Raw genomic sequence first — 15,536 nt, 5'->3', positions numbered from 1 at the left:
GCCACCTGTGAAACTGCTCGTTATTGGCCACAGAACCCTGGCAGGTTGACGTTATATTTCCTACGTCATTGACAGTGAGAAATTCACCGTCAAATTAGGTGATTAGCTACAAAATATTCTTTATATTAGCACCCGTTTAACCTTGTCATAACTAATCAGAGAAGCCAACTCGTTCTGGCCAATCATTTTCTGTTCGGCATAGCCGTATTTTTTAAAAAGGCTGCTCCATAAAGTTTTATTCTCAAAGGATACCAGTGACACTAAAAGGTCCTTGGCCCCTTTGCTTGCCAGCAGCTGCCGTGTCTGCTGAATAAAAGCTATTGTTTTTTCACTGGTAAATCTACTGCTGACTTTACACTCGTACCATTCGCCAATTTGAGTATCAGCCAGCTTGTCTACTCCTGCTACGTCCATTGTTTTACCTGCCGTGTCTTCCGGCTTAGCCTTCAGCACCTGGCCATCAACACAAACCAGACAGTTTGAGCTAAGACAACAGTACCGTTCAACCAGAAATCGGCTTACTAATACCTCCAGTATGCCACCACGCAGCTTTTTCAAAAATTGCTCCTCACTCTCTCCCTCCGGTGGGGTTAGTGCCAGATCAAAAACCTTTTTTAGCATGGTGGCAAACCTTTCTTGCTTGGCTCTCTTGGCCTTCGCCTTGGCAAGATTATTTAGATTTAAATAACTCATTCGCCATTTTTCAAACTCTCCTAATTTATAGCTTTTTAATACAGCCGCTGCAACCTCTGGCAAGAACTCCGGCTCTGAAAGTAAAAAGTCAGCAAGATCATGAATTTCCTGCTGACTGTGTACGTAGTCCATATATTCATCTGTATGAATAAAATTGACCTTCATCCCTTTGACCCCTTACTTTCTTCTTTTACTGGTTCATTGGAACGAATCGTGGCAAAAACATCAATTAAAGGTAAAAGCAACGGGGGCAGCCCCATAGACAAGGTTAATGAAGCTACTGCCTGCCTAGCCCAAGGCAGTAATAGAGGTAAACCCTGTTGTTCCACAAATCTCTTTAGCTCTGTTCGGTTTGTTGTTTTCTCACACTTGAATTCACCACGCACTGTAATATCCAAGTTAAAAATTTTCGGTTCCTTGTTAAATAATATCTTTATTCTAAAGTAACCGTATGCCAAATTATTATTAATAGTCTTGGCCTTTACACTAAAAACTACATCGTAAGGGATACCACTTTGGAAGTCTGCTACCCTTTGGCAATTAATTTTTTCTATAAAAACATCAAGCAGCTGGACTTTGTGGGCAACTACTTGTTTCTTCATTTTTGCCACTCCCTGGTATTACTTTGCTTAAATCTCTGATTGTAACTTCTTTATTCCATTTGTTGCCGTAAGATGATGTCATATATCTTTTTTCTGTACCGTATCTATCAGACGGAAGACATTCTTGCCTGAAATCAGGTAATGATTGGTTGTTTTCTTCAACAGTTACAGAAAGCCTAATGGTTATCTGATTAACTGACGGAAAAACAACTTCAGTTTCTCTACCTTTGTACCTAAGTAGTTCCATCCATACCTGGTCGATCCGCAGGAGTTCCAACTCCTCCATATCCTTAGGCAATCTTTCCAGAATGTCCACTAAAAAGCTAAAGCTTTCGCACTTCTCCGGGTCATCTGTAAAATACTGCACATAATACTCAAGCTGGCGCACCAAATCACTCAGTTGTTCAATGTTTAAAACACTTAGTTGCTTTCGCACCTGGTTTAGGTTAGGTGCACCTGTAGCCACAAACCACTCCAGTACCGGATCGTCCAATGTCAATACTTCCAGGTAGTTAAGCACATGATCCAGGGATATTTCTTTATCTTTACTCTCTGGCAATTTTGCTTCCACTGCGGTTTCGCGAATCACCATTGAGACGTAAGCACACAACTGCTCCAGATAGGCTTTAACAAAACTGTCATAGGCAGCAAAGGCCAGTGTCTCATATAAAGAGCTATCCGGTTTACCCTTGCCAGCTAACAATAAATTAAAGGAGCCCTTGGGCAACAGCGGGGACTGGATAAACGATTTTTGCACCTGCTCGTGATATTCAGGTGCAAATTGCTGGCAAAGATTAAGCAAAAACTCACTTTCTTGCCGGAAAAAATCTTTGATTTCGGACAAATTATCGCCCTCTTTTAATTAATCGTACAGGCAAAATATTGCCTGTAATATATTTATTTATTCACTCAATAAAAAATTTGTTACTTTTTTAGTACAATATCAATTCTACACCAGGAAGAGTTTTCCTGCCTGTAGACAATAAAAATCTGCTAAACATACATTAGCAGATCATGAATATTCTGCACTGTGTGGCTGCCACTGGTCTTTACATTAGCTGAGATTAGAATGTGGAAGACCAATCCCTTAGATCATAAATGGTGGCAAACCATTATTTTTGCTCATTTCATTTTCCAGTTCAGCCAAATCAGGGTCAGAAAAATCTCCTTCAATTTTATGTGCTATAAATGTTCCTATGTTTTTAGGACCTACATATCTTTGTAAGCCAGGAGATATGACATAGACTAATCCTTCTTCTTTAATTATACCCTCCCAATGTTCCGGTTCGGAGGATATTATAATAGTCGCTGCCTGTGTTTCGTAGATATAACAGATTGTTTGAATTGTTCATTAAAGGAATGCAGGATGGTAGGATGCCAAACCGGATTATTGGAGCGGACAAAAAGAAACGCAAAGCCATGATCGATTTGATCAGTCCGGGCATAGGTAGGTATTCCTACCATTGGGGGAACATCAGGTTCTTCCGGGTAAGGTTCATGAAAGTGATAAATTGTATCACCAGTGGGCCCTAACCACAATTCACATATTTTTTCTTTATAGACAAGTCCATTAACTGGTCCAAAGTAGATTAGTGGTAGAATGGGGTTACTATTAATGTTTACGTATTTTTTAGCGATTTCGGCCCTGTAGTTCTGGGTCAACCAGTTCTTAACAAAGGGACCATCGATGTACGTACCACATATGCTATTACACCTTTTACATACCTGATTTAATGTAAAAGGGTTATAAGGTCTTAAATTACCTCCAATGGCCCTAGGGATAACATGTTCTCGCGAAAATTGTTCAGCAGGCTTTTCTTGACCACAATAAACACATAGAGGCATGATCCAACCCCTTTGTATCATATTGACCAACAAATAATTTCCAGTTGGTCATTTTTTTATTGAATAAAGTAATTAACCTTTGGGTTATCCCTTCCGACAATCACGGTAGAACCGATATATGTCTATTCATTACTAATATTGATATAATCTTGATGAGTAGATTAATCATAAAGGGTATCCCGGCCCAAAATGACCGGGATACTTTGGTACAATGGTTATCTCTTAAAAACTCCCCGTTAAATACTTGTACTCCTTCACCAGATTCTCTGCCTCTATGTACAGGGCACCGGTTTTAGCTGACAGTGCTTCTGGTTTCATTCCTTTATACCCGGCCACCTCTGCAGCGTTGAGTTTGATGTTGGCCGGAGATGTCTGCGCCAGTTTGAGCAAAGGACCATAGTGAATATCTCCCCTTTGAATTTTGGGCCCCAGTATTTTTTGCACATTCAGGGTATCCTGGCGGACCGCTTCATAACACAGCAGCTTATATAAAATCTGCCGCGCCTTCTCCCGGACCGCTGCCAGACGCTCCTGCCTGCGTTTTGCCGGGATTTGTGCTGCAACTTGAAGCTCACTGGCTCTGGTTCTGATCAAACGGTTCTGTAACTCCGCTCTTTCCTCTTCTGTTATTTCTACCTGGCCGTTACCATTGACCAGTTCCTGGTATTGTGTGGCATTGGTGATCTCCTGCCACTGGTTTGCTTCGTCTTTATAGAAATATCCCACCAGGGGTGGATCCTGTGCTGCCTCTATCCTGACCACTGGTAACGGATTTGTCTGTTCCAAAGAGATCCCATTTAGCAATTGTTCAAAAAGCGGTTCCCCATAGGCCAATAGTTTTACGCTGTCTGGTCTTCGATCGTACACCCTGGGATTAAAGGTAACTCTATAGCTTTGGTTTTTAAACGATAGAAGGTAAACACCTTTTTCCTGCCCCGGCTGGAGGGATACTCCCTCCGGCAAAAGTGTGGCTGTAAAAATTCTTTCTAACTCCAGAGGGGTCACCGGCGGTCGTTGCTTCTCTGGTACAACGCTGAGCTGCTGGGCATAAATATCCAAATTAATGGCGTTATCTTTCGCCTTCTCAGCCTCTTCCAACAGGTCGGCCACCACTTCTGCCAACACCGCTTCCTTTTCCTCTCCCCCGGACATGGCCACCTTTTTAATGGCCAGCGGGATTTTGGCCGCCAGGGAACCCAGGGACAGGATGGGCTGCAGTTCCCCCACCACCTGGTTGAACCAACCGATGCGGTGTGAAAGGCGTTGGTAGATGGTTTCCTCCACCGTATCCTTGTAGAAATAGTTGAGGATTTCCACTGTTTTAAACTGCTGGCCGATGCGGTCAATACGGCCGATGCGCTGTTCCACCCGCATGGGGTTCCAGGGCATATCGTAATTGATCAAGAGACCACAAGTCTGTAAGTTCAAACCCTCACTGGCAGCGTCCGTACAGAGAAGAATCTGGTATTGCCCGGCGGCGAACTTTTCCTTAATATCTTCTTTGGTGGTCAACCGCCAGCTATGGCCGTCCCAATATTCACCCCCATCGCCTGAATAACAGGCCAGGCGGTTGCGGTAGGACTGCAATTGCTCCCTTAGGTACCTCATGGTGTCGGTGTACTGGGTAAAAATAATTACTTTAGAATGGCGGTTAAGGTAGTCCCGCAAGTGGTTATCCAGTTGCGCATATTTAGAATCTTTGCCTAAAGATTGCAGGTCGTAGAGGAAATTCTCCAGAAATTCAATTTCCTCATCGGCATTTCCCCTCTGATCCAGTAATTTTTTACTGTCCTCGCTGAGCTCTTGTCGTTCATCATCAAACAATTCTTCCAGTTCATCCAGCCATTCCTGAGCAGCCGTGTCATCTCCCTTAAGAAACGCCAGCCTGCGCTCCAGGCTTTTGGTAATGGCAAAAAAACTACTGGTTAGACGCCGGCGGTAAATGGTCATAATAAAACCCAGGCCGCTTCGTTTTTCTTCCAACGCCTTTTTGTAATATTTGCTGATGTATTCCTCAATCCGATCGTAAAGGGGTTTCTCATCCACCGGATCAAGATCAATAAACACATCTTTTACATCCCGGTTGGGAATGTTCTGGTCCAGCCAACCTTTCTTTTGGTAATATCGCAACACATTGCGAGTGTTGCGCAACATAAAATGCTTGATGGGTGTGTTGCTTGACAGGATTTTAGTTAAGACTTCCTTATCCTTCTGATTAAGAGATTTATATTCCAGCGCAGGAACATTGCTTTGGAACAGGCTTGCCAGCTTGCGCCTGGTAATTAACCCCACGTTATCGTCGCCAGGTAGTCGGCAGAGATCAGCCTCCGGACCCGCCAGTCGTTGGTAATCCTTCAGCATCTTAATGAGAAAATCAATTTCTCCGGCTTCCGGCATTTTTCGGACTTCCAGGAAGTATCTTTTGAAATCCTCCGCCCGGGCTCCCCACAAACCGCCCATACCCAGAATTACCAGCAGGTCCCATAACTCCACCGGGTCCAACTGCATAGGTGTTGCCGACAGCAGCAGCAACCCCCGGGTCTTGCGCTCCAGCTGATCCATCAACTGCAGCAACTTGTTGCGGTCGCTGTACTTATTAGACACCCCGCTGCGGCGGGCGTTGTGTGCCTCGTCCAGGATGATTAAATCCCAATCCTCAGCTGTTAGCAGTTCGCTCCAGCGGTCCTCACGCTTCATGAGCTGGCAGGAAGCCAATGCCACATCCGTGCTGTCCCAGGGATTGCCCCCCGGCACCGGTATTTGCCGTCCCTGCGCATCCCAAAAGGCATTTTGCTCGTAACGGGGAATATGCAGGTTAAATTTCTCCCGCAATTCCTCCTGCCACTGGCGTATTACCGACTTGGGGGTTAAAATGAGACACCGCCGTACCAGCCCGGTAAGCAGTAGCTTCTTGAGCACCAAACCAGCTTCGATGGTTTTCCCCAAACCTACCTCATCGGACAACAGGAACCGCCCGGTATAATTGGCAACCACTTTGTTGACCACCTGCCGCTGGTGGGGCCAGGGGTCCACCGTACTGAAAGCCTCCGCCAGGGCATGCCCGTTTTTCAGGTAAGGTGCATCTTTAATAAACTGCCAGAGGAGACCGGGGTTACCGGTTTTCACTTCTTCCGGTTCGCTAACTTCCAGCGGGTCCTGGCGGGGTTCCTCCTCCGGCTTGTATTTCAGCAGTTCCTTCTCTACCGCCTGGGGAAAATCCACCACCAGGGTATACCGCCCGGCCCCCTGCCAGAGCAGACGAAATTCCTCTTCTTCCTCTGCCAGGTGTGCTGCATCCTGTGACCAGGATTTAAACACGTGAAAACTCTCCCGGTTTTTCAACCAACCCTGTTTGGTTTCATTGATACTGCCGCTAAAAGCCAGCTTTTGACCCAGGGCATCGGTAAAGATGCCTACCTTTTCATGGAAAATACCTTCGTCGCCGTCACTGGCTACCACCTGGCCGTTGCCATCGGTGGGTAAGGCCACTTTGATTTCCAACGTGCCTTTCGCCACCATGTAGGCCAGGGCGGCCAACCGGTCTTGCATAATCTGATCCACCGGCTGGTTGAACTTGTCCAGTAAGTTCTGGGCCACCTTTTCTTTCAGATCATATCCTTCCTGAATGGCTTGAACATCCTCTGGTGACAGTTGGCAGCCAACTAAAAGCTGCATGCGTCCGCCGTTGGCAATGAGCCGGGCCACCCCCTGGGCAGCCACCGCCAGCGCAGTACTGCTGAAATAACCGGCCTTGCGCTGGTACAGTACACTGCGGGAGAGAGCCGGCACATAGAAATCTTTTACCGGATTACTCACTTCCCAGCTATAGCGGTGACGCCAGGGATATTCCCGTAAGTTCAGGTGGGTCATGGTTTACTCACCTACCATAAAGACAATTGATCCAGCTTCTCATCCATTGCAGCAAGGGCCATATCCTTCAACTGCAGGTGCTCGGGCTGCCCTGCCGGAATGGCCCGCACCAAGGCCGCATAAGCTGAGAGAAAATCATCGCTCTGTAACAGATTGGCCTGCTGGACAAAGCGGCGAACGGCTGCCGCCCCGTCCTCTTCATAAATCAAAAGAGCGGTGTGGATGGCGTCAATATAACTGGTAAAGGACTGGGCATTGACGTCTACCTGTCCTCGGCGGGAGCGTTCCCTGGGGCTGGTAAGAACAATAAAGTTGCCGTCCTTTTTATAAATTTGTTTCTGGGTGCGCAGGGCATCGATATCCACTCCCACACTCAGTGCCAGCTTGTGCCCCTCGTCAAAGGGGAACTGGGGTGCTTGGTAGATATCCCAGGCCAGGATGTACCAGCGGGTCACCGGGTCAAACCGGCCCCGCCGCCCCTGCAGCAGGCTCTGCACACGGTAATCGGTGACCACCCGGCGGGCTTCGTCCAGGGCTTTGTCCGGGCTGATGGCTTCGCCGCTGCGGTCCTGTACCGGCCAGTGGCGGGAAAGAACTCCCAGCACCGGACCGAAGGTGGCCAGGTAAAGGTCCACACCGGTGATATCCGCTGCCATAAATTCCTGCACCTTTTGCAGTGCGGTCCGGCGTACTTCCGGCAGGATATCCTCCCACCAGCCGCCGGAACCGTCGGTTTCCCGCTTGCGGCAAACCAGCAGGATGGTGCTGGCAGCGGCATTTTTCCGGGCCTGGTGCAGGCTGTGCTCGCTTTCGGTATGCACCGGCCAGGAAGCCGTGATTTCAAAACCGGCGCTGATGAGGGCGGTGGCCAGGGTGTCCCAGGCATCCACCTTTTTGTGGGTGAACATGATGGTAAGTACACCATCTGGGCGCAGTACCCGGTACATTTCCTGGAAGCAGAGTTGCATCTTTTGCTGATAATCCTGCCTGGCCAGTTCCGCCGGTGAGACATCGAAGCCCCGGAAACGGGCCGGGTTGGCCACTGCTTCGTCGTCTTTGTTGGTTAACTCGTCAGAGAAGGCCTCGGGATAAATATCTCCCAGGGTGCGTTTCATCCAGACGTAGAAAAAGTCGCTTAGTTCGGCATACATGACGTTGTCATAATAGGGCGGGTCCACGACAATGGCGTGAATGGTGTTGTCTGGGATGTGGTGCAGGTTGGCTGCGGAGCCCTGGGTTATGTGTATTTGTTCTGTATTTAATCTTTTAGCTTGCTTAAATAACGGAGTCTCAGTTGGGTGGATTATTTCAGCCAATCCTTTGTAAGCATCTAATACAGTTTCCGTTGCCCATTGGAAACCAAGCCCGGGGCTAATCAGGTTCATCTCCCCAAAGGACCACTTAAAACTAAAATCATGTCTATCAAAGGTATTAGCGATCTTATTTCTTGTACCGTCCCACCTAACCAGGTAAGAGTTATAATCAAAACACTTGTCTAAAATAAATGCCAGGTAAGTTATGATTGCTTTTGCCCTTTCCGGCTCTTCTTTATCCAATATTTCTTGTTTTATATCATTAAAGTGTTTAAGTAGTGTTAGGTTAGATAATTTTTGTCTGGGGCTAAAGAGTTTGTTCCAAGCATCATAACCATATCTTCGTGGCTCTTTAGTTTTCTCCCCATCCGGGATTAACTCATCTGCAAATAAATTATTTATTTGCCAATCAGGTAACTTGTTCTCAACTATCTTGGATGCATTATTTACAGCAGCCAAGTCTGCTTCGTTAGGTATACGAAATGACTTTTTAGTTCTCCTCCCTACTAATCTCTGCACACCAAGTGCATATAACTGTTGGCCCATTCTTCCAGTCTGAGCCATCTCTTTTATGTAATCACCATGAATAGTACCCATACACCTCGGGCATTTACCGACACCTCTGGCCACAGTTCCTTCATCCGGATCATATTCATTCATCTTTACGTTTTCCACTAATTCAAAGGTGCATTGATTGGACTGCGTTGTGTAATGTATTTTTACAGCAATTTTACTATTGTCTTTCTTTTGCAACCACCAATTAGGGCTAAGTGGCACTTGCAAACCGCATTCCGGACATACCACTGTTCTGGCCCAAATATAACAAAATACCTGTTCCCCTTCCTGACTAGGAAAATAAGGTTCTAACTCCTTTTTAGCCCGTTGATAAATCTCATTAGACCACCTGACAATGTCATCAGCTAGGGAATCCTTATACTTAGCCGGGTATTCAAAGGTAGCCTTTTCTATTACAAAGGCTACCGGGTTAAGGTCATTGGCGTAGGTTGGTAAACCGTATTTTACTGCTTCTAAAGGAATACTTCCCCCACCGGCCATAGGATCGAGAACGACAGGTATTTCACCCCACATTTCTATAAGTTTAGCTTTAAATTCTTCCAGTTGTTCATCGGTTGGGACGTACTTAAACGCTCTATCATATCCGAAAGGGTTAGATACTCTGGTATTGGTTTGTTTAGCTTCCTCAATTTTTTTTTGAGCTGCGATGGGATCCCCTAAAATGCCAATGAATTTTTTAAACCAGTCGGGGTTTGTATTACAACCTAAGATACTGCCTAGAATGGCTGCACTACTGACAACCAGGGGTCTCCTGGCCCACCAAACATGTAATCTATTTGGCGGTGGGTGATTTCCGCTACTATTCTCCCTTTGACACTCAATGCCCAACTCCTGCACCGGAAACCACTTCTCTATTAAAACCGCCGGTCGCTTCTCCTTGGTCACTTAATTCTCCTCCTCGGAAAGTAAAATCCTGAGGGCTCGTAAGGCCCGCTGTCGTTCACCGTTGCGGCACTTGGCAAACCAGTAATAGGCCTCCTCATCACTCATGCGGCTGATGCCCAGGTATATTTCCTCCACCCGCTGGATTTTTTGCAGCGGTTTCACCGCCAGGAAAATTAATCCGATTTTTATGCCGCTGATTTCTTTTATATTGTAAGGGGCCCGGCGTCCGGCCTTCAAAGTAGACGGGTCGTAGCCGTTTTTCCTTAGTTCCTCCAGCAGCACCGGCCGCACAGCCTGCAGCCGCCAGCCGGCGAGAGTCTCAATTTTCATCGGCAGCTGGGGCATTTGGCCCTTGAGGTGATAGGGTACCTGGTATAAGGTCACCTGGTAGTCGTTATCCGGTAACTGCTCCACCTGTAGTGTGAAAACCTGCATTGACTATTCATCCTTTGTCTCTTTAGCCTCAATTTCTATTTTTTCCACTTTAAAGGTATTGAGCGATTCATTCATCTTGGCCAGCTCTTCCCCATGCGGAGAAACCGGTTCGGGATACTCAAAGGTCAGCCTGGTTTCCACATAAGTTTCCCTGGCTGATTTGGCCAGCCGCTCGGTAAAGTTCTTTACTTCCCGGTAATTTTGCCAGCCACCGCTAAATTTCAACTCCAGGCTGCCATCGGGTAGTTCCACTGTAAAGTCCTGCTCGATAACCGGATTTTGCTTCTGGTATTGGGGCAGCATCAAGGCTACCGCCTGGACGGACTTGATATCCTTTAATTTAATGGTGAGGCTGGCCAATGCCTCAACCTTTTCCTTTTCGCAGAGGTCCCTTAAATCTGCAAAGGCTTTGTTGGGAACCCCGGCAGCCACCAGAGGCTTTTTCTCATGGAAGTACCCCTCACCCCCACCGGAATTAAGACAAACACAGGGGTTTTGGCCGCAGAGAGGACACACCTGTTTGGGAGGTTTGGGGCCCGTCGTACCGCCGCCTCCGGTCGCCGGTTGGGCTGGTTTTGGCCTTTCCAGGATGCCGTCTCGTAACGCCTTTTCTCTGGTATAGAGCTTATGGCCGGGGGTTAATTGTACCATTAAGCCAGCGGCATTATCCCGGGTAAAGGCCTTCTGGCCGTTATAATAAACCCACAGGCCCTTTTGCACGCCCTCTTTAATAGTTTCTTTCACCTGTTCCGGATCAAACAGGATGGGCAATACCCGCTTCTGGCAGAAAGCCTGCCGGAATTCCTCGGTGGTCATTTCTTCTTTGGTGCCGGTCCAAATCTTGCTCTGGGCGTAGGCTGCCGCCAGGGGTTTGTCCTGGGAGGTCAGGGTCTTGCCCAGTTCCGATAATACCTGCAGCAGCAAGTCCTGCTGGTTGGTATTATTGATTTGACCCACATCCTGGGGTGGCAGCACATGCTGGGCCAGGCCGGCCACCGCACCGGCCTCTCCGCTGGGATAGAACAGGTGCCGGTAGGCCGAAGCCACACGGACTTTCAGGTCCAGCTCGGCGGCCGCCGCCCGGTTTTTCAATTCCTCTCGCTGCTCTTTGGTAAAGTCCTTGAGCCTTTCTTTATCGGTTAAGGCCGCCAGGGCTTTGTACTTGCGGGCTTGTTCGATCATCGGGGCTACTTCGTTGGCGTTGGCCACCAGAAAAATCAAGTTATTTTGGTTTATGCGGAAGGCCTGCTGTGCACCGGCCTTCTGGTAAATGCGGTCCACCAGCACCGGCGGATCATCATAAGCCTGGCTCTGGCTGGCATTGACCGTTTCACTGTCAAAATGTATAATCACCAGTTTAGGCTTGCCGGTATCATCGTCCACACTTTCCGGCCCTTCAGGAAAGAAAACCGGTTTGAAATGCTTTTCAGCGTAATAGTTTTTAATGCGGGCAGCCAGTTCCTGTTTAGCCACTGCCTTGGTGTAGTTGTCGGTTTCGTCGGCGACTATTTTGTTGATGGACGGTTCGGTTTTAAACCGGTAGCGGGCCCCGTCAAACTCCATATACCAGCAGGTTTTTTCCAGGTCTGTTAGGGCTTTGCTGATAAATTGGTAATCCAGCCCCGGCTGCCCAACCGCCAAATTTAATAAAGCCGGTTCTACACCGGAGGCAACGCCCTGGGTGATGCTATGCAGAAAAACCGTTTGGGCCACCCGTTTACCCAAGGGAGGCTTGTCTTTGGACAGCCAGTCCTGGTCGATTTCCTGGACGTGGGTATCTTGCTTTTCACTAAATATATCTGCTTCAATGACGGAAGTAAAGGCATCCCGCCCCAAACGGCTGGTCAGATCGTCCCGAATGATGGGCACTGCCAGTTCCACATGATGGGGGTGGATCAGATATGTATCCGCTTCCTTTTGTTGCCAGAGGTTTAGAATTACGCTGGCCAGGAGACGCAGGGCACCCCTGGTTTTTTGAAAATTTTGGATAGTAGCTGTCTTTCGGTTCAGGGTATCCAGCAGTTCAGGGTGGAAGGGGTAACTGCGGCATAACTCGTCTTTATATTCTACCCGCATAGCCTTTTGTGGCAGTGCCACTCCTTGTTCATGGGCCTTACGATAATAGTCAAAAAACTCCTGCGCCACTGCTGCACCGGCACTTTCATCCACCCGGGTAAAGAGGCGACGTTTAACAATAGCGGCAATCTCGGTCTCCGCAGTGGGCCGCAGTACCTTTTCCAAGCGGGCGGAAACCCGGGAGGTTTCCCGTAAAGCAGTCTTCAAATCCTCGGTTTCGGAGGCATAGGCATCACTGGTTTCCGCCAGTGTATAAACCACCACTACCCTTTCCTTGCTGGCAGCAAACTCCAGAAGGGTGTGCATAAAGGCCACAGTCTGCCCCGCCAGGGTATCCTGACCCACCATTTTTCCATTGGCGGCCCGGTAATAGCGGGCAATTTCATCAATCATAATTAAGGTGGGCCGGTTGCCGATTAATTTATCTAACCGCTGGGTACCGGGAGCGATACCTGAGCGATCGTTTTCTTCCATAATTTTATAACCGGTGGGTCCTGCCAGTTGGTAGGCAATCTCCCCCCACATGGTGTAGGTAACGATGCCGTCAGCATGCTCTATACCATTCTGGGGATCCAGGTCGCTGCCCACCACAGCGGCTACATCGGTTGCGTTGTTGGGTATAACCCCCGGATCAGCCAGTTGTTCTATGCCTTGTATGTTCCGCCCTTGCCTGGCCAAATGGTACAAAGCAATCAGGCTATGGGTTTTACCACCACCAAAAGATGTTTCCAGCCGAATGATAGGGTTATTGCTGGAACGAACTCCGCTGAGGCGGCCAAATACTTCTTCTATTAACGTGGTAAGGCCACCGGTGGGAAAGGTTTGGGCAAAGAATTTTTCCGGGTTTCCGTAAACATCCGGAGCTTTGTTATGCATCACGTCGGATAGTTTGGCAGCAAAAATGTCTGCCTCCACCCGCCCTTCCAGTACCTCCTGGCGGGGTTGGCAAGTTTGAAAAACCGTTTCCATTTGACCACTCCTGTTACCAATTATTGCCAATTGATTTGACTGGACAATTGACACTTGTTGATGTTTTTATTATTCTGCATGTTGTTTGTGATACCTGTATGAGCGTTAAAATGTTTTAAGCATCATTTCTTTGCAGGTTTTTGATTTAATTCAGTTTGTCGGTAACAAAAAAAACAACCCACTGACGTGAAAGTTGGTTTGAAATGATTTTTATTTTACCCCTGCCACTTGGCCCGCCAGCTCCGCACGTCCACATGGACCCTGCTGCTGGTAAAGCCGATGCCGTCAAAGCCCGCCTGCTCCGCCAGGCTGGCTGCTTCTTCAGCCGCCAAACCAAGCACCCGGATGTCCGCCGCCATGCCTTTTAAATGGTAAGAATTAGCGGCACCGCCCACCGCCCGGTTGTGGGCCGGGCAGCGGTAGCCGTTAAAATCAATAAGATTTTGCGTTTTCGCTCAGCCCAGCGCCGGGAAAGAACCAGCCCCGCTTCGATGGTCTTACCAAAACCAACTTCATCCGCTAGTATAACCCCCTGGAATAAAGGGGAGCGCAGGGCGAATAGCGGCATCCACCTGGTGGGAATTTAAATCCACCCGAGTGTTGGCATTTGTATGGGGCAGTTCGTCAAGGTAATCGGAGGAGGCTCACAGGTTTAGGCGTGGACAAGGTATTTGGCGTGGTAACAGGTTGTCATGTCAGGCAACCTCCACTTTCCAATCTTCGGTCGATAACTCCACAGCCTGCAACACCTGATAACAAAAGCTTTCAATACTTTCGGCTGATAAATTCACTTCAATGAAGGCACCGTTAACCTTACCTATTGTATTTTTTACAACAGACATATTTGCGAAAACTAAATAGCTAAAAAGCTGCTCAGTACTTTAATAATTTGCTGTGAAAATGCGAATTGCAACTTGGGTTTTCAGCGACTATAGGACTGAAACATTGTATCCCTACTTGCTTTCTACGCCTCAATATAAAATAAAAAATCCCCTGTTTGTATCTATCTTTGCTTAACTTTCCGGGGTTTTGACCCTCCTGGAGATACTTTTGCCTAATTTCTTTGGCCTGCTCCACTGTGCCGGTAATCCTCACAAATTTGCGACCATCTTTATTCTTTCCTTCCTCAACCACTGGCTGCTCCGCTGAGAGATTTGCTATTGACTGCTGACCTTTTTGCAGTTCGGTCACTGCCTGTTCATCATATAACAATTGTATTTCCTTGTTGGTAAAGGCTTTGGCCACGGCGGGGTATGCCAGCAGCCCAGCTATTTTATCAATTTGCTCCGGGGTTAGAATTCTTGTTTTCTGTTGCCGGAGATAACCCAGCAACTGAAGCGGCCCGTCAAAAACCGGCATGGAACATTCAGTTACCTTGAGCCATGATGCGTTAGTAAAAACTACCGCCGGTTGAATCCATCCTTCCGGCAGTTCATTAATTTTCAACAATCCGGTCCCTTCCAGCCATTTTCTGATAAGGCGTACATGCCGCTGGTTTTGCTTGGTTGGGCTTTCACACTTCACCCACTGATTGCCTTCTTTTCGCTTCCAGTAATCTTTATAGCCAGAAAAGGCGCCCTGCCAGGCTTTGGTCTCAATAATGAAAAGCCCCGGCGGTCCAATCAAAACATGATCAGTCTGGGCAAAGACCTCGGGTTCCGGTCCCACAATAACATCATTCATCAGTACCCATTCGTCGGACAGGCCCAGCCTTAATTTAACAGATACGTTAACCTCTCCACTATTGCCTTTGAATTTATCTATCCCCCTGGAAATATCAAAGGCTACACCGAAAACCGGCTTTAAAACAGTTGCCAGGAGAGAAGGAACTGCCTCCTCAAGCCTTCCTTTCATTGCTTCTCTTTCAGCCTGTACCTTCGCCTTTATTCGCTTCAGGAATTCTTCTCTTATTCCATCATCCTGATGTACTAAACGGGCAACCATGACATCCTCCTAAGTTTTTGCTGTTCATTTTTTCTTTGTCCAGCCGTTAATTCCTTTGGATAATTTGTCGGAACTGCTCGATTAAGAAGATAATTTTATTATTTGTAATACTCCTGTACCTGTCGATAACTTTCGGCAGCTTGCTGCTTGCGAATCATCCTCCGGGATCGGCCTCTCCTCTGGGTCCTGGCCGCACCCTGCCGTGGTTCTCTTGCAACCGCCCGGGGGTCTTTCCCACCGTGGCCGGGATCCAACACAATAACAGGCTTCTCCCGCATAAAATAGCCCCCTTACCTGTTTTTTAAGCTCCTATTTGATTTCGCCCACG

General features: G+C 47.8%; 12 protein-coding genes. All 12 read right to left on the bottom strand.

The annotated features are described in order from the left end of the window. Window positions 1-120: 120 nt before the first annotated feature. The 12 genes from BUB67_RS00560 to BUB67_RS00505 all read right to left on the bottom strand — a co-directional run bounded on the left by BUB67_RS00560 (window position 121) and on the right by BUB67_RS00505 (window position 15,486). Window positions 121-858, bottom strand: a complete 738-nt coding sequence (locus BUB67_RS00560) for a hypothetical protein (protein ID WP_073234061.1) — start codon at window positions 856-858, stop codon at window positions 121-123. Next, window positions 855-1,295: a protein-export chaperone SecB gene (locus BUB67_RS00555; RefSeq protein ID WP_073234058.1), complete on the bottom strand. Its 441-nt coding sequence runs from the start codon at window positions 1,293-1,295 to the stop codon at window positions 855-857. Before BUB67_RS00555 ends, BUB67_RS00560 begins: the two co-directional genes overlap by 4 nt. Continuing rightward, window positions 1,255-2,139 (bottom strand): hypothetical protein, encoded by an 885-nt coding sequence (locus tag BUB67_RS00550; RefSeq protein WP_073234055.1) that lies wholly within the window; start codon window positions 2,137-2,139, stop codon window positions 1,255-1,257. Before BUB67_RS00550 ends, BUB67_RS00555 begins: the two co-directional genes overlap by 41 nt. Window positions 2,140-2,591: 452 nt before the next feature. After that, complete coding sequence (locus BUB67_RS17365; RefSeq protein WP_073234052.1) at window positions 2,592-3,140, bottom strand: HNH endonuclease; 549 nt, start codon at window positions 3,138-3,140, stop codon at window positions 2,592-2,594. A gap of 222 nt (window positions 3,141-3,362) precedes the next feature. Beyond that, window positions 3,363-7,010, bottom strand: a complete 3,648-nt coding sequence (locus tag BUB67_RS00540) for a helicase-related protein (protein ID WP_073234049.1) — start codon at window positions 7,008-7,010, stop codon at window positions 3,363-3,365. Window positions 7,011-7,021: 11 nt separating this feature from the next. Beyond that, the gene (locus tag BUB67_RS00535) at window positions 7,022-9,784 is read right to left on the bottom strand and encodes a DUF1156 domain-containing protein (protein ID WP_073234046.1); all 2,763 of its coding nucleotides are present in this window, start codon (window positions 9,782-9,784) and stop codon (window positions 7,022-7,024) included. After that, a complete protein-coding gene (locus tag BUB67_RS00530) occupies window positions 9,785-10,219 on the bottom strand; it encodes a DUF7680 family protein (RefSeq protein WP_073234044.1) in 435 nt (144 codons plus the stop codon). It lies immediately after the preceding gene. Window positions 10,220-10,222: 3 nt separating this feature from the next. Next, on the bottom strand, window positions 10,223-13,264 hold the full coding sequence (locus BUB67_RS00525) for an ATP-binding protein (protein ID WP_073234041.1): 3,042 nt from the start codon (window positions 13,262-13,264) through the stop codon (window positions 10,223-10,225). Between the two features lie 215 nt (window positions 13,265-13,479). Continuing rightward, window positions 13,480-13,659: a D-Ala-D-Ala carboxypeptidase family metallohydrolase gene (locus BUB67_RS00520; RefSeq protein WP_238456898.1), complete on the bottom strand. Its 180-nt coding sequence runs from the start codon at window positions 13,657-13,659 to the stop codon at window positions 13,480-13,482. Further along, a complete protein-coding gene (locus BUB67_RS00515; RefSeq protein WP_200798095.1) occupies window positions 13,629-13,832 on the bottom strand; it encodes a DEAD/DEAH box helicase family protein in 204 nt (67 codons plus the stop codon). The genes BUB67_RS00520 and BUB67_RS00515 overlap by 31 nt, the downstream gene beginning before the upstream one ends. A 305-nt stretch (window positions 13,833-14,137) precedes the next feature. Continuing rightward, window positions 14,138-15,208, bottom strand: a complete 1,071-nt coding sequence (locus tag BUB67_RS00510) for a nuclease-related domain-containing protein (protein WP_073234037.1) — start codon at window positions 15,206-15,208, stop codon at window positions 14,138-14,140. Between the two features lie 98 nt (window positions 15,209-15,306). Next, window positions 15,307-15,486 carry a hypothetical protein gene (locus tag BUB67_RS00505; RefSeq protein WP_073234035.1) on the bottom strand — a complete coding sequence of 60 codons (180 nt, stop codon included), beginning with the start codon at window positions 15,484-15,486 and terminating at the stop codon, window positions 15,307-15,309. Window positions 15,487-15,536: the final 50 nt, after the last annotated feature.

The organism is Desulforamulus putei DSM 12395 (genome assembly GCF_900129195.1).
GTDB lineage: Bacteria > Bacillota > Desulfotomaculia > Desulfotomaculales > Desulfotomaculaceae > Desulfotomaculum > Desulfotomaculum putei.
This window is presented reverse-complemented; position numbering and strand designations above follow the sequence as displayed.